The sequence below is a fragment of the Nocardioides caricicola genome (assembly GCF_039541135.1).
Lineage (GTDB): Bacteria > Actinomycetota > Actinomycetes > Propionibacteriales > Nocardioidaceae > Nocardioides > Nocardioides caricicola.
On record NZ_BAABFQ010000007.1, the window covers coordinates 597,867 to 617,006 of the forward strand.

12 protein-coding genes are annotated in these 19,140 nt (G+C 68.5%); all 12 read right to left on the reverse strand.

Annotated features, from left to right (window positions below):
- Nucleotides 1-92: 92 nt before the first annotated feature.
- The 12 genes from ABD875_RS17025 to ABD875_RS17080 all read right to left on the reverse strand — a co-directional run bounded on the left by ABD875_RS17025 (nucleotide 93) and on the right by ABD875_RS17080 (nucleotide 19,139).
- Entirely contained in the window at nucleotides 93-1,586 is a 1,494-nt protein-coding gene (locus ABD875_RS17025) for an IPT/TIG domain-containing protein (protein ID WP_345180339.1), read from the reverse strand.
- Nucleotides 1,587-1,973: 387 nt separating this feature from the next.
- Complete coding sequence (locus tag ABD875_RS17030; RefSeq protein ID WP_345180340.1) at nucleotides 1,974-5,846, reverse strand: DNA-directed RNA polymerase subunit beta'; 3,873 nt, start codon at nucleotides 5,844-5,846, stop codon at nucleotides 1,974-1,976.
- A gap of 79 nt (nucleotides 5,847-5,925) precedes the next feature.
- Nucleotides 5,926-9,390: a DNA-directed RNA polymerase subunit beta gene (gene rpoB / locus ABD875_RS17035; protein ID WP_345180343.1), complete on the reverse strand. Its 3,465-nt coding sequence runs from the start codon at nucleotides 9,388-9,390 to the stop codon at nucleotides 5,926-5,928.
- A 415-nt stretch (nucleotides 9,391-9,805) separates the two neighbouring features.
- Nucleotides 9,806-10,576, reverse strand: coding sequence for a J domain-containing protein (locus ABD875_RS17040; protein WP_345180344.1), 771 nt, complete (start codon nucleotides 10,574-10,576; stop codon nucleotides 9,806-9,808).
- Nucleotides 10,573-11,160, reverse strand: coding sequence for a hypothetical protein (locus tag ABD875_RS17045; protein ID WP_345180347.1), 588 nt, complete (start codon nucleotides 11,158-11,160; stop codon nucleotides 10,573-10,575). Before ABD875_RS17045 ends, ABD875_RS17040 begins: the two co-directional genes overlap by 4 nt.
- Nucleotides 11,157-12,440 (reverse strand): MCE family protein, encoded by a 1,284-nt coding sequence (locus tag ABD875_RS17050; RefSeq protein WP_345180348.1) that lies wholly within the window; start codon nucleotides 12,438-12,440, stop codon nucleotides 11,157-11,159. The genes ABD875_RS17045 and ABD875_RS17050 overlap by 4 nt, the downstream gene beginning before the upstream one ends.
- Nucleotides 12,437-13,888: an MCE family protein gene (locus ABD875_RS17055; RefSeq protein ID WP_345180351.1), complete on the reverse strand. Its 1,452-nt coding sequence runs from the start codon at nucleotides 13,886-13,888 to the stop codon at nucleotides 12,437-12,439. The genes ABD875_RS17050 and ABD875_RS17055 overlap by 4 nt, the downstream gene beginning before the upstream one ends.
- Entirely contained in the window at nucleotides 13,885-15,033 is a 1,149-nt protein-coding gene (locus ABD875_RS17060; protein ID WP_345180353.1) for an MCE family protein, read from the reverse strand. The genes ABD875_RS17055 and ABD875_RS17060 overlap by 4 nt, the downstream gene beginning before the upstream one ends.
- Before the next feature lies 1 nt (nucleotide 15,034).
- Nucleotides 15,035-16,003, reverse strand: coding sequence for an MCE family protein (locus tag ABD875_RS17065; protein WP_345180355.1), 969 nt, complete (start codon nucleotides 16,001-16,003; stop codon nucleotides 15,035-15,037).
- Entirely contained in the window at nucleotides 16,000-17,034 is a 1,035-nt protein-coding gene (locus ABD875_RS17070) for an MCE family protein (RefSeq protein ID WP_345180358.1), read from the reverse strand. The genes ABD875_RS17065 and ABD875_RS17070 overlap by 4 nt, the downstream gene beginning before the upstream one ends.
- The gene (locus ABD875_RS17075; RefSeq protein WP_345180360.1) at nucleotides 17,031-18,308 is read right to left on the reverse strand and encodes an MCE family protein; all 1,278 of its coding nucleotides are present in this window, start codon (nucleotides 18,306-18,308) and stop codon (nucleotides 17,031-17,033) included. The genes ABD875_RS17070 and ABD875_RS17075 overlap by 4 nt, the downstream gene beginning before the upstream one ends.
- Nucleotides 18,309-18,311: 3 nt before the next feature.
- Complete coding sequence (locus tag ABD875_RS17080) at nucleotides 18,312-19,139, reverse strand: MlaE family ABC transporter permease (protein WP_345180362.1); 828 nt, start codon at nucleotides 19,137-19,139, stop codon at nucleotides 18,312-18,314.
- Between the last annotated feature and the right edge of the window lies 1 nt (nucleotide 19,140).

Consider the following 19,140-nt stretch of genomic DNA (forward strand, 5'->3'; position numbering starts at 1 on the left):
CCCACCACCAGCACCATCGGGAGGCGCGACCGCGGAAATGACGACCGGCGCAGCCCCCAGAGGGGACTGCGCCGGTCGAGAGGTTGGAGCTGTCAGGCAGCCGCGACGGTGAAGTCGATCACCGCGGTCTCCCAGGTGGTGCCGCCGTCCTTGCTGATCTGGACGTGGTACGTGCCGTCGGCCAGGTCGGCCGCCAGCTCGACCGCACCGATGGTGCCGCCGCTGCCCACGGTCGCGACGGTGCCCTGAACGGCGCCGGCCTGACCCTGAGCGGTGGTGTAGTAGCGCACCTTCTGGCCGACGACGAGGTTGGTGCCCTCGAGGTCGATGGTGGCCTTGCCGCCCGGGGCGTCAGCCTCGAACGTGTAGGTCGCGTCGGACAGGACCGGCGCCGGGGTCGGGGTCGAGACGGTGCCGACCTCGAAGTCGAACTTCGCCGACGGGGTCGCGAACCAGGTCGTGACCTCGACCTTGTACGCCGCGTTGTCCGGCAGGATCGGCAGCGTCACCTTGGCGGAGGTCGGGGAGACGACCGAGATCTTCGAGCCCGAGTAGATCTTGACGGTCGTGGTGGTGCTGTAGACCTTGACGGCCTTCAGGCCGACCAGGTTCGTGCCGGTGAGGGTGACCTCGCCGCCGGCGGCCTTCTGGCCGGAGATGGCGGTGACGGTCGGCGCCTTGGCGGCAACGCGGTCGAGCGTGAAGGAGGCGGTCTCGCCGAACTTCGTGGTCACGACCAGGTCCTTGTCGGCCACCGCGGTGCCCTTGGGGATCGTGACGGTCAGCTTGGTCTTGTCCGTGGTCTTCGCGAACGTGACCTTCTCGGTGTCGTTGAAGGTCGCGCTGACGACCAGGTCCAGGTTGGAGCCGGTCAGGGTCACCGCGGTCGGGGCCTCGACGAGGACCTCCGAGACGCTCGCGGCCGAGATGGCCGGCTTGGTGGCCGAGTAGGTCACGTAACCGAGGTAGTCGGTCTCGCCACCGTCGGTGACGATGACGTCCTGCTCGCCCGTGAGGCCAGCCGGGTAGTCGAACGTGAACTTGGTGCCGTCAGCGGACGGGCCGCCGGTCACCTTGTCGAACTTCACCGACTTGCCGCCGACGAAGACCTTGGTGTTCTTGGTGATGTGGTCGCCCACGACGGTCTGGGCCGCGAGGCCGGACTCGCTGCTCGGGACCACGTCGTCCAGGTCGTCCTGGTCGGTGGTGATCGTGGCGAGGTAGGTGAACTTCGGGCCCTTGAGCGCGTCGCCGACGGTCACGTTGACCGAGCCGGCCGCGGTGGTCGGGACGTCGACGAGGAGGGTCGAGCCCGAGAGCGCGTCGACGTCCGAGGCGGTGACGGTCTTGTCGCCGAACTTGACGGCCTTGGCAACCCACTCGCCCTCGCTGTCCTTGGTGGCCAGCTTGGCGCCCTTGACGAGGATCGTGTCGCCGGCGTGCGCCTTGGCGACCGAGAGCCGGGCAACGGTGGTAACGGGGGCGTCGGCGGCCATGGCCGGCACCGTGGTCAGAACAGCGCCGCCGGCGAGGGCGAGGCTGAGGAAGAGGGCCGCCGTCCGTGGCGTCCGATTCCGGTTAGACATGGGGGGTCTCCTGCTGGTCTACGGATAGGAACACCGCCGGATCCGTCCAGCGGCGGCCACCGTCCAGCGTGTACCTGGGGGTGTACGCAGGTAGGTGGCAAGAGTTCTTATCGGCCGCTGAGGCGGCCGGCATGAGGAAATCGGCGAGCGGATCGAGGGAGACCGGTCACAGGCGTCGGCCCCGCCGCCCGGGAGGGGGTGACGGGGCCGAGGTTCGGGGCGGGACGCGGGGCCAGAGGGGCGCGTCGAGGTGACGTAGGTCTATCGGCACCCCGGGACCCGGTCCTGAGGAGAACACGTCGACCGCCCTGGCCCGATCCGGCCGCCGCCTGAGGGACGCAGAACGCCCCGCCACGCGATGCGTGGCGGGGCGTTCTGTCTGCTACGTCAGTTCTGGTACGACCCGAAGTCGAAGTCGTCCAGGGCGACGGCCTGACCGGTGCCGTTGCCGAACTCGTAGTCGTAGGAGTCGTAACCGGTGACGGAGTACGCCGCGGCGCGGGCCTCCTCGGTGGGCTCCACCCGGATGTTGCGGTACCGCTCGAGGCCGGTACCAGCCGGGATCAGCTTGCCGATGATCACGTTCTCCTTCAGACCGCGCAGCGAGTCCGAGCGGCCGTGGATCGCCGCGTCGGTGAGGACGCGGGTGGTCTCCTGGAAGGAGGCCGCCGAGAGCCACGACTCGGTCGCCAGCGAGGCCTTGGTGATGCCCATGAGGACCGGGCGACCCGAGGCCGGCTTGCCGCCCTCGGAGACCACGCGACGGTTCTCCTCCTCGAACCGGACCCGGTCGACCAGGTCGGACGGGAGCAGGTTGGTGTCACCGGACTCGATCACCGTGACCCGGCGCAGCATCTGCCGCACGATGATCTCGATGTGCTTGTCGTGGATCGACACACCCTGCGACCGGTACACGGCCTGGACCTCGTCCACCAGGTGCTCCTGCGCCCGGCGGACACCGAGGATGCGGAGCACGTCCTGCGGGTCCGGCGTACCGGACGTGAGGTGGTGGCCGACCTCGATGTGCTGACCGTCGGTGACGTTCAGGCGCGAGCGCTTCGAGACCGGGTACTCCTGGACCTCGGAGCCGTCGTCCGGCGTGATGAGCACCTTGCGGGACTTGTCGGTGTCCTCGATCTCCACGCGACCGGCGGCCTCGGAGATCGGGGTGCGACCCTTGGGCGAGCGGGCCTCGAAGAGCTCGACCACGCGGGGCAGACCCTGCGTGATGTCGTCCGCGGAGGCCACGCCACCGGTGTGGAAGGTACGCATGGTCAGCTGCGTGCCGGGCTCACCGATCGACTGGGCCGCGATGATGCCGACGGCCTCGCCGATGTCGACGAGCTTGCCGGTGGCCAGCGAGCGGCCGTAGCACTTCGCGCAGGTGCCGGTGCGGGCGTCACAGGTCAGCACGGAGCGGACCTTGACCTCCTCGATGCCGGCGGCGACGAGCTCACCGATCTTGACGTCACCGAGGTCCTCACCAGCAGCGGCGAGCACCTCCCCGGTCTCCGGGTGGGTGACCTCGACGGCGGCCGAGCGGGCGTACGCCGCGGTCTCGGCGTTCTCCGCCTTGACCACGGTGCCGTCCTCACGGCGCTCACCGATCCGCTTGGGCAGACCGCGCTCGGTGCCGCAGTCGTCCTCGCGGATGATGACGTCCTGCGAGACGTCCACCAGACGACGGGTCAGGTAGCCCGAGTCGGCGGTCCGCAGCGCGGTGTCCGCCAGACCCTTGCGGGCACCGTGCGTCGCGATGAAGTACTCGAGAACGGTCAGGCCCTCGCGGAAGTTGGACTTGATCGGGCGCGGGATGATCTCGCCCTTCGGGTTGGCCACCAGACCACGCATGGCCGCGACCTGCCGGATCTGGTTCATGTTTCCGGAGGCGCCCGACTCGACCATCATGTAGATCGGGTTGGCGCGGTCGAACGTCGACTCCATCGCCTTGCCGACCTCGTTGGCCGCCTGGGTCCAGATCTCGATGAGCTCCTGGCGGCGCTCCTCGTCGGTGACCAGACCACGCTCGAACTGCTTCTGGACCTTGGCTGCCTGGTCCTCGTAGCCCGAGAGGATCTGCACCTTCTCCGGCGGCGTGGTCACGTCGTCGATCGAGACGGTGACGCCGGAGAAGGTGGCCCAGCGGAAGCCGGTGTCCTTCAGGGCGTCCAGCGACGCGGCGACCTCGACCTTGGTGTAGCGCTCGGCCAGGTCGTTGACGATCGCGCCGAGGGCCTTCTTGCCGACCTCGTAGTTCACGAACGGGTAGTCGGCGGGCAGGGTCTCGTTGAACAGCGCGCGACCCAGGGTGGTCTCCAGGGTGATCGCCTGGCCGGCCTCCCAGTCGGCGCCGAGCTCGAGCGGCGGGACGATGTCGTTGAACCGGATCTTGACCGGGCTCTGCAGCGCGATCTCGTTGCGGTCGAACGCCATGATCGCCTCGGCCACGGACGAGAACTCCCGACCGGCACCCGGAACGCCCTCGCGGTCCGTGGTGAGGAAGAACAGGCCGATGATCATGTCCTGCGTCGGCATGGTCACGGGGCGACCGTCCGACGGCTTCAGGATGTTGTTCGTCGACAGCATCAGGATCCGGGCCTCGGCCTGCGCCTCGGCCGACAGCGGCAGGTGCACCGCCATCTGGTCACCGTCGAAGTCGGCGTTGAACGCCGAGCAGACGAGCGGGTGGATCTGGATGGCCTTGCCCTCGATCAGCTGGGGCTCGAAGGCCTGGATGCCGAGGCGGTGCAGCGTGGGCGCCCGGTTGAGCAGCACCGGGTGCTCGGTGATGACCTCTTCGAGGACGTCCCACACGACCGGGCGGGCGCGCTCGACCATCCGCTTGGCGGACTTGATGTTCTGCGCGTGCGACAGGTCGACGAGGCGCTTCATCACGAACGGCTTGAAGAGCTCGAGCGCCATCTGCTTGGGCAGACCGCACTGGTGCAGCTTCAGCTGCGGACCCGACACGATGACCGAACGGCCCGAGTAGTCCACGCGCTTGCCGAGCAGGTTCTGACGGAAACGACCCTGCTTGCCCTTGAGCATGTCGGACAGCGACTTCAGCGGCCGGTTGCCCGGGCCGGTGACCGGACGACCGCGGCGGCCGTTGTCGAACAGCGAGTCGACGGCCTCCTGGAGCATCCGCTTCTCGTTGTTGACGATGATCTCGGGCGCGCCGAGGTCGAGCAGCCGCTTGAGGCGGTTGTTCCGGTTGATGACGCGGCGGTACAGGTCGTTCAGGTCGGAGGTCGCGAAGCGGCCACCGTCGAGCTGCACCATCGGGCGCAGGTCCGGCGGGATGACCGGGACGGCGTCGAGGACCATGCCCTGCGGCTTGTTGCCGGTCTTGCGGAACGCGTCGACGACCTTGAGGCGCTTGAGGGCGCGGACCTTGCGCTGGCCCTTGCCGTTGGCGATGGTGTCGCGCAGGCTCTCGACCTCGGCCGCGATGTCGAAGCTCTCGAGGCGCTTCTGGATCGCCGTGGCGCCCATGTGGCCCTCGAAGTACTTGCCGAACCAGTTCTTCATCTCGCGGTAGAGCATCTCGTCGCCCATGAGGTCTTGGACCTTGAGGGACTTGAAGGTGTTCCACACCTCGTCGAGGCGGTCGATCTCGCGCTGCGCGCGGTCGCGCAGCTGCTTCATCTCCCGCTCGGCGCCGTCGCGGACCTTGCGGCGCGCGTCGGCCTTGGCGCCCTCGGCCTCGAGGGTCGCGAGGTCCTCCTCGAGCTTCTTGGTGCGGTCCTCGAGCGAGCCGTCGCGGCGCTTCTCGAGGCGCTCGCGCTCCAGCTGCACCTTGCCCTCGAGCGAGGACAGGTCGCGGTGGCGGGCGTCCTCGTCGACGGAGGTGATCATGTACGCCGCGAAGTAGATGACCTTCTCGAGGTCCTTCGGGGCCAGGTCGAGCAGGTAGCCGAGGCGGCTCGGGACACCCTTGAAGTACCAGATGTGGGTGACCGGGGCGGCCAGCTCGATGTGGCCCATGCGCTCACGGCGCACCTTGGAACGGGTCACCTCGACGCCGCAGCGCTCGCAGATGATGCCCTTGAAGCGCACGCGCTTGTACTTGCCGCAGTAGCACTCCCAGTCCCGGGTGGGACCGAAGATCTTCTCGCAGAAGAGGCCGTCACGCTCCGGCTTGAGCGTGCGGTAGTTGATGGTCTCCGGCTTCTTGACCTCGCCGTGGCTCCACGTGCGGATGTCGTCCGCGGTGGCCAGGCCGATCTGAAGCTGGTCGAAGAAGTTCACGTCGAGCACGGTGGCTGCAACCCTTCGGTAGTTCTAGAAAAGTGAAGTAGGGGGCGGAGGCGGGGCCGGCCGGAGCCGGCCCCGCGACTCACACCTCTTCGACCGAGCTGGGCTCGCGACGGGACAGGTCGATCCCGAGCTCCTCGGCGGCGCGGAAGACGTCCTCCTCCGCGTCGCGGAGCTCGATCTGCGCGCCGTCCTGGTTGAGGACCTCGACGTTCAGGCAGAGCGACTGCATCTCCTTGACGAGAACCTTGAACGACTCGGGGATGCCGGAGTCGGGGATGTTCTCGCCCTTCACGATCGCCTCGTAGACCTTGACGCGACCAGGCACGTCGTCGGACTTGATCGTGAGCAGCTCCTGCAGGGCGTAGGCGGCGCCGTACGCCTCCATCGCCCAGACCTCCATCTCACCGAACCGCTGGCCACCGAACTGGGCCTTACCGCCCAGCGGCTGCTGCGTGATCATCGAGTAGGGGCCGGTGCTGCGCGCGTGGATCTTGTCGTCGACGAGGTGGTGCAGCTTCAAGATGTACATGTAGCCGACCGAGACCGGGTCCGGGAACGGCTCACCCGAGCGGCCGTCGAACAGCGACGCCTTGCCGGTGTCGTCGATCATCCGCACGCCGTCGCGGTTGGGGATCGTCGAGCCGAGCAGGCCGGTGATCTCGTCCTCGCGGGCGCCGTCGAAGACCGGGGTCGCGACCCGGGTGTTCGGGTCGGCCTTGTCCGCGTGGATCTTGATCAGGCGCTGCTTCCAGTCGGACTTCTTGTCGTCCTCGTGGAGGTTGAGGTCCCAGCCCTGCTTGGCCAGCCAGCCCAGGTGCAGCTCGAGGATCTGACCGATGTTCATCCGTCGCGGCACGCCGAGCGGGTTGAGCACGACGTCGACCGGGGTGCCGTCCTCCATGAACGGCATGTCCTCGATCGGCAGGATCTTCGCGATGACGCCCTTGTTGCCGTGGCGACCGGCGAGCTTGTCGCCGACAGAGATCTTGCGCTTCTGGGCGACGTACACGCGCACCAGCTGGTTGACGCCCGGGGGCAGCTCGTCGCCGTCCTCGCGATCGAACACGCGGACGCCGATGACCGTGCCGGACTCACCGTGCGGCACCTTCATCGAGGTGTCGCGGACCTCGCGCGCCTTCTCACCGAAGATCGCGCGGAGCAGGCGCTCCTCCGGGGTCAGCTCGGTCTCGCCCTTGGGCGTGACCTTGCCGACCAGGACGTCACCGGTGGTGACCTCGGCGCCGATGCGGATGATGCCGCGCTCGTCGAGGTCGGCCAGCATCTCCTCGGAGACGTTCGGGATGTCCCGGGTGATCTCCTCGGGGCCGAGCTTGGTGTCGCGGGCGTCGACCTCGTGCTCCTCGATGTGGATCGAGGTGAGGATGTCCTCCTGGACCAGGCGCTGGCTCAGGATGATGGCGTCCTCGTAGTTGTGGCCCTGCCACGGCATGAACGCCACGAGGAGGTTCGTGCCGAGCGCCATCTCGGCGTCGTCGGTGCACGGACCGTCGGCGATCGGCGAGCCGACCTCGACCCGGTCACCCTCGGCGACCAGCGGGCGCTGGTTGATGCAGGTGCCCTGGTTCGAGCGCTTGAACTTCGCGAGCTTGTACGTCGAGTACGTGCCGTCGTCGTTCATCGTCTCGATGATGTCGGCCGACACCTCCTTGACCACACCGGCGGCGGTCGCGGTGACCACGTCGCCGGCGTCGACCGCGGCGCGGTACTCGATGCCGGTGCCGACCAGCGGCGCGTCGCTGCGGATCAGCGGCACGGCCTGGCGCTGCATGTTCGCGCCCATGAGCGCGCGGTTGGCGTCGTCGTGCTCGAGGAACGGGATCAGCGCGGTCGCGACCGACACCATCTGGCGCGGCGAGACGTCCATGTAGTCGACCTCGTCGGCCAGGACCTCGGAGACCTCACCGTTGCGCTGGCGGACCAGCACGCGCTCCTCGGCGAAGCGGCCCTTGTCGTCGAGCGCGGCGTTCGCCTGCGCGATGACGTAGCGGTCCTCGTCGTCGGCGGTGAGGTAGTCGACCTGGTCGGTGACCTTGCCCTTCTCGACCCGGCGGTACGGCGTCTCGACGAAGCCGAACGGGTTGATCCGGCCGTAGGAGGCCAGCGAGCCGATCAGACCGATGTTCGGGCCTTCCGGCGTCTCGATCGGGCACATGCGGCCGTAGTGCGACGGGTGGACGTCACGGACCTCCATGCCGGCGCGGTCACGGGACAGACCGCCCGGGCCGAGCGCCGAGAGGCGACGCTTGTGCGTCAGGCCGGCGATCGGGTTGGTCTGGTCCATGAACTGCGACAGCTGCGAGGTGCCGAAGAACTCCTTCAGCGCCGCCACGACGGGACGGATGTTGATCAGGGACTGCGGCGTGATCGCCTCGACGTCCTGGGTCGTCATCCGCTCGCGGACCACGCGCTCCATGCGGGCCAGACCCGTGCGGAGCTGGTTCTGGATCAGCTCGCCCACGGTGCGCATCCGGCGGTTGCCGAAGTGGTCGATGTCGTCCGACGAGATGTCGAGCGTGCCCTGGGGCGACTCGATCTGCTCGCGGCCGTCGTGCAGCGCGACGATGTACTTGATCGCGGCGACGACGTCGTCGATGGTCAGCGTCTGCTGGTCGAAGGCCTCGACCAGGCCGAGCTTCTTGTTGATCTTGTAGCGACCGACCTTCGCGAGGTCGTAGCGCTTCGGGTTGAAGTAGTAGTTGTTCAGCAGCGTCTGCGCGGCCTCCTCCGTCGGGGGCTCGCCCGGACGGAGCTTGCGGTAGATGTCGAGCAGCGCGTCCTTCTGCGTCTCGGTGTGATCCTTCTCGAGGGTCAGCATCATCGACTCGTACTGGCCGAACTCCTCGCGGATCTGCTCGTTGGTCCAGCCGAGGGCCTTGAGCAGCACCGTGACGTTCTGCTTGCGCTTGCGGTCGAGGCGGACGCCGACCAGGTCGCGCTTGTCGATCTCGAACTCGAGCCAGGCGCCGCGCGAGGGGATGAGCTTCGCGGTGTAGATGTCCTTGTCGGACGTCTTGTCGGCGGTGCGCTCGAAGTACACACCGGGCGAACGGACGAGCTGCGACACGACGACGCGCTCGGTGCCGTTGATGATGAAGGTGCCCTTGTCGGTCATGAGCGGGAAGTCGCCCATGAAGACCGTCTGGCCCTTGATCTCACCGGTGTCGTTGTTGGTGAACTCCGCGGAGACGTACAGCGGAGCGGAGTAGGTGAAGTCCTTCTCCTTGCACTCGTCCACGGTGTACTTGGGGTCGTAGAACACCGGGTTCTCGAACGAGAGGGACATCGTCTCGGAGAAGTCCTCGATCGGGGAGATCTCCTCGAAGATCTCCTGGAGACCGGACTTGCTGGAGACGTCCTCACCCTCAGCACGGCGGCGCTCGACGGCGGCCTGCCACTTCTCGTTCCCGACCAGCCAGTCAAAGCTGTCGGTCTGGAGCGAGAGGAGCTGAGGAACTTCGAGAGGTTCGGTGATCTTTGCGAAAGAGATGCGGCGGGAGTTACCAGAGGTGGTGCGCGCGGCCAAGAGGTGTCCTTCGACGATTCGCTCTTCGATCTGCGTCAGCCCACCACAAAATCAGCCACCGGGCAGGCCGAAGAGCATTTGAGGGCAGACGCAAAGAAGCAGCCTACCGCACGCGCGGACACCTCACAAACCCCGGATCTCGCCTCGGGGGTCGCGTTGGCGACGATCATGAACGGGGAATCGGGCTGGGTCAAGCGACGGCGCCGCGGTGGCGGCGGGATCGTTGTCTCCCTCGTCGTCTTGCAGCGTGCTGTTCCGGCCGCCTCAGGCGCACACGCCGTCGCCTCGTCGCTACCTCGCCGTGTCTTCGCTTCGCTCGCCACGCCTCGGTTTGACGCTCCATCGGCGACGCCGGTCGCCTTCGGCGTCCGGCTTGCCCGCTCGCTCCTCGGTCGTGCCTCCTATGGGGGGAAGGTCAGGTGTCGAGGGAGGCGACCAGCCAGTCGCCGTCGACCTTCTCCATGGTGATCGTGACCCAGTTCTTGTAGACCTGCGGCTCGGTGTACTTCTTGTTCGTGCGGGTCTGGTCGACGAGGGCGAAGACCTGGACGCGGTCCTCGCCGGCGCGGACGACGCCGGAGCTGACCAGGGTGGCGTCGAGGACGGTCCCGGTCGAGGGGGCGTTCTCGGCGATGATCCCGTCGAAGAGCTTGTCGTACTCCTCGCGGAAGTCGCTGGTGAGGTAGGGGTGGGCGGCGGCCTTGGAGGTGTCGAGGTTGCGGGCGTCGTACGACAGGATCGGGACGACGGCGCGCTCGGCGGCGGCCTGGGCGGCGCGGGTGTCGCTCTCGACCGACGCCGAGGAGGGTTCCTGGCTCCAGACGACGGCGGTCACCGCGACCAGGGCGAGCGTGACCGCGGCGAGACCGGCCAGCAGCCAGCCGGGGATGGTCCGCCCGCCGGCGGGAGCGGGCGCGGGGTCCGCGGCCGGCGCCGTGTCCACCTCGGCGACCGGCTCCTGCTCCGGCTCGGGCTCGGCGGCGGCCGCGGCGAGCTCGGCGTCGTAGACGGCCCGGCGCTCGGGGTCGAGGAGGACCTCGGCGGCCTGGTTGAGGACGGAGAAGCGCCGGTCGGTCGGGTCGAGGTCGGCGATCTGGGCTCGCCAGGCGGCGCGGATCTCGTCGGCCGGGGCGTCCGGGCCGACGCCGAGGATGTCGTACCAGGTGGGGTTCCCGCTGCCGGTCACTGCTCCTCCTCCTGGTTCACCGGGGTGTAGTCGTCGACCAGCCACTCCCCGTCGGTCTTGACCAGGTCGACCGCCCAGCGCAGCACGTCCTCGTCGGCGTCGACGCGCTTCGACGGGTCGTCGGGCTGCTTCGGGTCGGGGTAGCTGCCGGTCAGGCCCGCGGCGACCAGCACGGTGGCGGAGTCGGCGTCGATCGACTCGACACCGACGCCGTACACCTCGGCCGTGCGGCCGTAGCCGGCGGTCTTCACGGTCTCCTCGGCGATCGGGAGGCCGGAGGTCTCGAAGTCGCTGGCGAACTTCGCGGTGATGACCTCCTTGACCTGGTCGCGGTACTCGGTGAGGTGACCCTGGCCGTCGAGCTGGTCGGGGCCGTAGGTGTTCAGCCGCAGCACGAACTGCTCCGTCTGCGACATCACGGCCTCGCGATCGGCCTGGTTGTCACTGCCACCCCCCTCGCGGTCGACGAGGAGCCAGCCGAGGGTGGCGGCGGAGGCGACCAGCGCGACGAGGAGCACGACCAGCAGGACCAGCCGGAACCGCTGGTTCGGCTGGTTGCCCGGGGCGGGATCGACCGTGGTCACCTCTGGATACTGGTCAACGGCTGGAGAAATAGCCACTTCCACGAGTCCTCTCCGAAGCTCGGCGGCGCGGGGGCCGCCGCCTGCGAGTCGTCCTGGTGGGCCTTGCTGCCCCACCGCAGCCGACCGGTGTCGGGGTCGTACGACGCGATCGGGGCGCGGTACGCCGCCCCCGCGCGGTTGAGGTTCTGCGAGCCGCGGGCGTTGCTCATCGCGGCGGGCTCGGTGCACCGGGCGTTCTCGTTCATCGGCCGGTTCGAACCGTCCTGCGGCGGGCGGGTGTCGGTGCCCTCGTAGCCCCGGTGGCACACCGGGTTCGTGGTGAGGATCAGCCCGAAGTGGGCGTCGTACAGCCCGGTGTCGGGGGACTTGGACACGACGGTGAACCCGCCCTCGACGACGTACGGGTAGATCACCAGGATCTGCCGCACGCCCGGCAGGTGCTCGACGATCACCTGGCCGGTGGTGAGCAGGTTGTTGATCAGCTCGCCGAGCTCGACCTCGTTGTCCTCGAGGAACGTGCGCAGCTCGGTGGCGGCAGCGGAGCCGTCGTCGATCACCTGGCGCAGGTCCGCGTCCGAGCCGGCCAGCGTGTCGCTGAACAGGCTCATCTGGCTGGCGAAGTTGCGGATCGCGCTCGCCGATCTCACCTGGGTGCGCAGCACGGTGTTGCTGTCGCGGATCAGCGCGGTGGTCACGTCGAAGTTGGCGTTCGCCTCGTTGATGAAGGAGTCACCGGTGTCGATGATCCGCTGGAGGTCCTCGCCCGTGCCGGCGAACGCGTCCCCCATCTCGCGGACCGTCGTGGCGAGCGCCTCCTGGTCGACCGAGGACACCGTGTTGGAGATGTCGGCGAGCAGCTTCTGCGTCGGGATCGGCGTGCGGGTGTCCTCGGTGTCGATCTCGGAGTCGTCGCGCAGGTACGGCCCGGTGTCCACCTGCGGCTGCAGCTCGACGTACTGCTCCCCCACCGCCGACCGGTTGCCGACCACGGCGAGCGAGTCGGCCGGGATGTCGTCGTAGCCGTTGTCGACCTCGAGGTGTACGTCGACGCCGGCGTCGGTGAGCTCGAGCTCGCTGACCCGGCCGACCTTGACGCCGCGGTAGGTCACCTCGCCGCCGGCGAAGATGCCGCCGGAGTCGGGGAAGTGCGCGACGACGGTGTAGCTGTCGTCGATGATCATCCGGTCGAGCTGGGCGTAGCGCGCGCCGACGAAGCTGACGCCGAACAGCGTGATGAGCACGAAGATGACCAGCTGGATGCGGGTGCGGCGGGTGATCACCTGGTCACCATCCCGGGGACGAGCAGGCGGACGAGGGCGGGGTCGAACACCCGGCTGAGCTGGCCGAGGGTGGGGCCTTGCGCGGCCTGCGTCGGCCCGACGCCGGTGCGGCCGAGACCGAGGATGCCGCCGAGGTCGAGGCCGGGCAGCGACGGGAGCTCGGTCGGGAGGCCGCTCGGCAGCTCACCGCCGGGCAGGTGCGGCAGGCCGGGGATCTGGTTGATGATGCGGCAGACCACGGTCTTCTCGTTCTTCTTCTTCAGGCAGGCGTCCTTGAGGTTCGCCAAGCCCTGGACCGTCGAGAGCAGCTTGCGGCACGGCTTGCTGGTGACGTCGCCGCTGGCGATGCACCGCGCGACGCGGCCGAGGATCACCGTCGGGTCGAGGTCGGTCGGCAGCACGGTCGGCAGCTCGGTCGGGATCCCGGTCGGCAGGCCGGTGACACCGCCGGAGATGTCGATGTCGAGCTCGACCGACAGGTTGGTGTAGTCGCCCATGTGCAGGTTGCGCGCGACCTGCGGGTCGCGGCCGACGACCTCGTCGACGAACGGGTACGTCAGGAAGACGTTGAAGGACTTCACCAGCGCGTCCCCGGAGTCGGCCAGCTCGGTCAGCACCGGGTTGAGCTGGCGCAGCGACTCGATGGTCGCGTCCTTCGACGCCTTGATGACCCGGACACCCACACCGCCGAGGCGGTCGAGCGCCTTCAGCATCTTCACGAGGTCGGCACGCTGCTGGTCCAGGGACTCCAGGGCGCTCGGCAGCTCGTCGAGGGCGGCGTCGATCGAGTCCATCTGGTCGTTGACCGACACCGCGAGGTTGTTGAGGGAGTCGATCGCGGTGACGATGTCGTCCTTGTTCTCGTCGAGCTGGCTCATGAACAGGCGCACCTGCTCCAGCACCGAGCTGACGTCCTCCTCGCGACCCTCCAGCGCGTTGTTCAGCTCGGTCGCGATGGTCTTCAGCTGGGCGACACCGCCGCCGTTGAGCAGGAGGCTCAGCGCGCCGAGCACCTCCTCGACCTCCGGGTTGCGCCCGGTGCGGTCGAGCGGGATCACCTCGCCGGTCTCCAGCTCGCCCGTCGGCTCGATGCCCTCGGGCGGGCTCAGCGACACGAACTTCTCGCCGAGCAGGCTGGTCTGGCGGATCTCGGCGATGGTGTTGTCGGGGAGCTCGACGTCGTTGCGCAGCTCCAGCGTGACCTCGGCGTGCTGACCCTTCAGCTCCACGTCGGTCACCTGGCCGACGCTGACGTCGTTGACCTTCACCGTCGACTGCGGGACCAGGTCGAGCACGTCTCGGAACTCGGCCGTCACCGTGATCGGGTCGTCGCCGACGTCGGTGCCTCCGGGGAGCGGCAGCTGGTAGACGTCGAAGTCGCAGCCGGTCAGCAGGATCGTGCCGGCCAGGACGGCGACCAGGGCGCGCAGCACCTTCGGGGTCCTCATCGGTCCACCTCCACGAAGCCGCCGAGCGTCGGGTCGAAGCGGTCGCCCGAGGCGGGGGCGCCCTTGCCCTGGCCGAGCGTCGCGGCGCGCGGCAACGCGGTCTGCACCAGGTCGCACAGCGCGCCCGAGCGGTCGGCCTGGGACAGGAAGCCGCAGAGCAGCGTCGCCGGGTCGGACTCGATCTGGTGGACCAGCTCGCCGATGTTGGCGTTGGTGTCGAGCGTGCCGGCCTGGGGGTTGTAGGTCAGCGCCAGGTTGTTCAGGGCCAGCGGGCCGTAGTCGAGGATCTCCGACAGCGCGTCGCGCTGCTTGACCAGGACCTTCGAGACCCGGGTCAGCCCCGAGATGTTGCGTCCGAGGACCTCGCGGTTCTCCGCGACGAACGTCTTCACCTGGCCGAGCGCGGTGGCCAGGCTCTCCAGCGACGCGCTGAGCTCGTCGCGCTCGCCGGCCAGCATCGACGAGACGTCGGAGAGGGACTCGTTGAAGCGCCGTACCGTCGAGTCGTTCGCCGCCAGGGTGCTGATGAAGCCCTGCAGCTCGCGGGCGGAGCCGAAGAGCTCCTCCTTGTTGTCGTCGAGCGTCTGGCTCAGCTTCCCGAAGTCCTCGATGGTCTGGTGGAACTTCGCGCCCTGACCGCCGAAGTTCTCCGCCGTCGTCTCCAGCAGGTCCGACAGCGCGCCGTTCTGGTTGGCGCCGGTCGGGCCGAGCGCGACGGTGAGGTCGTCGAGGCTGGTGTAGATCTGGTCGAGCTCGAGCGGCACCGCGGTGCGGTCCTCCTCGAGGACCTCGCCGTCGGCCAGCACGTCGCCGCCGGTGTAGACGGGGGTGAGCTGCACGAACCGGTCGCCCACGACCGACGGCGCGATGATCGCGGCCTTCGCGTCGGCCGGGACCTTCACGTCCGCGTCGTACGTCATCGTGACCACCACGTCCGTGCCCGACGGGGTCACGGTGTCGACCGTCCCGACCGGCACGCCGAGCACGCGGACGTCGCTGCCCTCGTAGATCGAGATCGTGCGCGGGAAGTGCGCGGTCACGGTCTTGGTGTCGTCGCCGGTGAACATCGTGAACGCCGCCGCCACGAGCGCGAGGACGATGACGGCCGGGATGACCGCCCGCTTCAGGATGCCGGTGCTCTTCATGTCAGCCACCCACCTGCGGGACCGGGGGCATGTTCTGGATGTAGGTGTCGAACCACGGGCCGCCGCCGAGGGTGTTGGCGAACACCCGGTAGAACGGCGCCATCAGGCGCAGGCTGTTGTCGAGGTTGTCCTCGTTCTTGTTGAGCACCTGCACGACCCGTTCGAGGTGGAGCAGCGCCGGCTTCAGGTCCTCGCGGCTCTGCTCGACGAGCGCGGTCAGCTCGTTCGACAGTCGCGTGGTCGAGGTGAGCAGGTCGTGCACTGCGGCGCGGCGTGCGACCAGCGCGCGGAACAGGACGTCGGAGTCCTGCATCAGCCCCACGATGTCCTGGTCGCGCTCCGCGAGGACGCTCGAGACCCGCTTCAGATTCTTCAGCAGCGTGTTGATCTGCTCGTCGCGCGCGGCGATGTTCGTCGACAGTCGCGACACCCCGTCCAGCGCGGCCCGGAACTCCTCCGGGGTGTTGCGGGTCAGGTCCGCGAGCGTGGTGAGCGACTCGGCGAGCTGGTCGGTGTCGATCCGCTCGGAGGTCTCCGCGAGGCCCGAGAACGCGTCGACGACGTCGTACGGCGAGCTGGTCCGCTCGACCGGGATCTCGGCACCCTCGTCCAGCTGGCCGGAGCCGGCCGGCTCGAGCGAGAGGTACATGGCGCCCAGCAGCGTCTTCACCTTGATCGCGGCGTGCGTCTCGTCGCCGAACGCGGAGTCGGTGTCGACGCGGAACGTCACCTTGACGTGGTCGCCGTCGAGCTCGACCGTCTCGACCTTGCCGACGCGAACGCCGGCGATGCGGACCTCGTCGTTGGGCTTGAGCCCGCCGGACTCGCTGAACGCGGCGTAGTAGGTGTCGCCGCCCCCGATCAGCGGCAGGTCCTGGGCGCGGAACGCCGCCATGATGAGCAGGGCGATGACGGCGAGGCTGACCGCCCCGATCACGACGGGGTTCTTCTCGCGGAAGGAGCCGCTCATCCGAGATCACACCTGTCGGAGCCGGTGGCGTAGTCGACCGGGACGGACTGGCCTCCGGGCAGGCGCACCCGGCCCTGGAAGTTGCAGAGGTAGAAGTTGAACCAGGATCCGTACGTCGCCGTGCGGCCGATCTTGTTGAGCTTGATCGGCAGCACCTGCAGGGACCGGTCGATCTCGGCGCGGCCGGCGTCGAGGTTCCCGGCCAGCCGGCGCAGCTGGTGGATGTCGGAGACGAACGGCTCGCGGATGCCGTCGACGAGGTCGGCGGTCTCGACCGACAGCTCGGAGACGTCGTCCAGCGCGCCCAGGATCGCCTCCCGGTCGTCGGCGAGGCCGCCCACGAAGGTGCGGAAGGTCGTGATCAGCCGGCTCAGCTGCTCGTCGCGGTCGCCGACGTGGTCGAGGACCTCGTTGAGGTTGTCGATCAGGTCCCCGATGACCTGGTCTCGGCTGGCCAGGGTCGAGGTGACCGACGCCGTGTGCGCGAGCAGGCCCTCGAGCGTGCCGCCCTCGCCCTGGAAAACCTGGACGATCTCGTACGACAGCTGGTTGATGTCCGCCGGGGACAGCGCCTGGAACAGCGGCTTGAACCCGTTGAACAGCACCGTCAGGTCGAGCGCGGGCGACGTCCGGGTGACGGGGATGGTCTCGCCCTCCTTCAAGGGCTCGGTGTCCCCGATCTCGTCGGTGAGCGCGATGTAGCGCTGTCCGACGAGGTTGCGGTAGCGGATGGCCGCGTGGGTCGCGGCGCTGGGCGCGGCGTCCTCCTCGACCGTGAACGTGACGAGCGCGCGGGTCCGGTCGACGATGTCGACGCCGGTGACCGACCCGACCTTCACGCCGGCGATCCGGACGTCGTCGCCCTTCACCACGCCGGTCGCGTCGACGAACTCGGCCTTGTAGGAGTTCTTCGGCGAGAACGAGATGTTGCCGATCGTCATGACCAGCACGGCGGTCGCCATCGTGGTGACCACGATGAAGATCAGCAGCTTGGTCAGGTCGAGGGTGGTGCGCTTGTCGAGGACCTTCATCGCAGCGACACCTCCGCCCCGCGCGCCATCGGCCCGACCAGCAGCAGGCCGAGGTCGGACACCTCCGCGGCGCTGACGCCGAGCGCCGGTCCGAGCAGCTCGCGCAGCAGCTGCGTCTCCTCGGGGGAGCCGGCCGTGCTGCGGAAGTACTGGTTCGGCACCACCCGGGTGGTGCCCTTGCCGGTGGGCTCGTCCACGCCGTCGTCGAAGTTCGGCTGGTTGCGGAACGGGTTGTCCTGGCTCCACGGCGGGTTGGGCAGGCTCCCGCAGTGCGGCTCGCGGTCCTCCCCGAAGTGCGGCTTGTCGTTCGGACCGTAGGCGCGCGGCTGGTTCGGCAGCGTCTCGAGCTGGATGTGCAGCACGAACCCGCGGAACGCCTCGGCCTGGCGGGAGCCGGCGGTCACGATGCCCTTGGTGAGGCACGTGAACTCCGGCGCGTAACGGGCGAACACCGCCAGCTGCTTCTGGCTCACGTCGGAGAGCTGGATCAGGTTGTCGCCGTTCTCCTCCAGGAACGCGCGTGCGGTGTCGGAGAAGCTCGAGACGTCGTCGAACAGGGCGTTGAGCTTGGCCTCGCGGTCCTCGAGGGTGCCGGTGGTGGTGATCGTGTCATCGAGGATGTCGGCGATCTGCGGCATCACGGCGGCGTAGGTGTCGGACGTCTTCGCGGTCAGCCGCAGGTCCTCGACGAGCTGCGGGATCTGCGGGTTCAGTCGCTTGAGGTAGCTGTCGACGGTCTCGAAGTTCTCGCCGATCTGGTCGCCGCGGCCCTCCAGCGCTGTCGCGAGCGCGTTGAGCGTCATGTTGATGTCGGCGGGCTGGACGGTGCGCAGCAACGGGTAGAGGTCGGACAGCACCTGCTCGACCTCGGTCGAGACCTCGGTGCGCTCGATGACGTCGCCGGCCGCGATCGGCTCCGGCGACGGGTCGTCGGGCACCTGGAGCGCGACGTACTTCTCACCGAAGAGCGTCTTCGGGACGATCGCGCCGGTCACGTCCGCCGGGATCGTGTCCACCTCGCTCGGGAAGATGCCGAGCGTCACCTCAGCACCGTCGCCGGACGGCTCGAAACCGAGCACCTCGCCCACCAGGACGCCGCGGATCTTCACGTCGGCGCGCATGGGCAGCTGCAGCCCGATCGTCGAGGTCTCGAGGGTGACCTCCTCGTAGTCCGCGAACTTCTTGGTGAAGATCGCGTAGGTGAAGTAGACACCTGCCAGCAGGAGGCAGATGAAGACGACCCCGAGGAGCTTGTGCCCGGCCGTACGACGCATCGCTCACCCACCCAACCTGACGGTGGTGGTGGCGCCCCAGATGGCCATCGACAGGAACAGGTCGATGACGTTGATGGCGACGATGCTGGTGCGGACCGCGCGGCCGACCGCGACGCCCACGCCGGCGGGGCCGCCCGACGCGTTGTAGCCGTGGTAGCAGTGGATCAGGATCACGACGACCGCGAACACCAGGACCTTGCCGAAGGACCAGAGCACGTCGCCGGGCGGCAGGAACTGGTTGAAGTAGTGGTCGTAGGTGCCCGCGCTCTGCCCGAAGAACTGGGTGACGGTGAGCCTGGTCGCGAAGTACGACGCGAGCAGACCGACGACGTACAGCGGGACGATCGCGATCAGGCCCCCGATGATCCGGGTGGTCACGAGGAACGGCAGCGACGGGATCGCCATCACCTCGAGCGCGTCGATCTCCTCGGAGATCCGCATCGCGCCGAGCTGGGCGGTGAAGCCGCATCCGACCGTCGCCGCGAGCGCGATCGCCGCGACCAGCGGGGCGATCTCGCGGGTGTTGAAGTAGGCGGACACGAAGCCCGAGAACGCCGCGGTCCCCAGCTGGTTGAGCGCGGCGTAGCCCTGCAGCCCGACCTCGGTGCCGGTGAAGAAGCACATCGCGGTGATGACGCCGACGGTGCCGCCGATGACCGCGAGCGCGCCGGAGCCCAGGGTGACCTCGGCGAGGATCCGCAGGACCTCCTTCTTGTACCGGCGGATCGTGCGGGGGGTCCACGACAGGGCCTTGACGTAGAACGCGAGCTCTTCGCCGAGGCGGTCGAGGAAACGGGCGGGCTTGTCGTACACCGCGCGGATGTTGGCCATG

What these genes read in the sequence shown, in the direction of transcription:
- ABD875_RS17060 (WP_345180353.1), bottom strand. Translation starts at nt 15,033, where the DNA reads ATGAAGAGCACCGGCATCCTGAAGCGGGCGGTCATCCCGGCCGTCATC.
- ABD875_RS17075 (WP_345180360.1), bottom strand. Translation starts at nt 18,308, where the DNA reads ATGCGTCGTACGGCCGGGCACAAGCTCCTCGGGGTCGTCTTCATCTGC.
- ABD875_RS17070 (WP_345180358.1), bottom strand. Translation starts at nt 17,034, where the DNA reads ATGAAGGTCCTCGACAAGCGCACCACCCTCGACCTGACCAAGCTGCTG.
- ABD875_RS17065 (WP_345180355.1), bottom strand. Translation starts at nt 16,003, where the DNA reads ATGAGCGGCTCCTTCCGCGAGAAGAACCCCGTCGTGATCGGGGCGGTC.
- ABD875_RS17080 (WP_345180362.1), bottom strand. Translation starts at nt 19,139, where the DNA reads ATGGCCAACATCCGCGCGGTGTACGACAAGCCCGCCCGTTTCCTCGAC.
- ABD875_RS17025 (WP_345180339.1), bottom strand. Translation starts at nt 1,586, where the DNA reads ATGTCTAACCGGAATCGGACGCCACGGACGGCGGCCCTCTTCCTCAGC.
- ABD875_RS17055 (WP_345180351.1), bottom strand. Translation starts at nt 13,888, where the DNA reads ATGAGGACCCCGAAGGTGCTGCGCGCCCTGGTCGCCGTCCTGGCCGGC.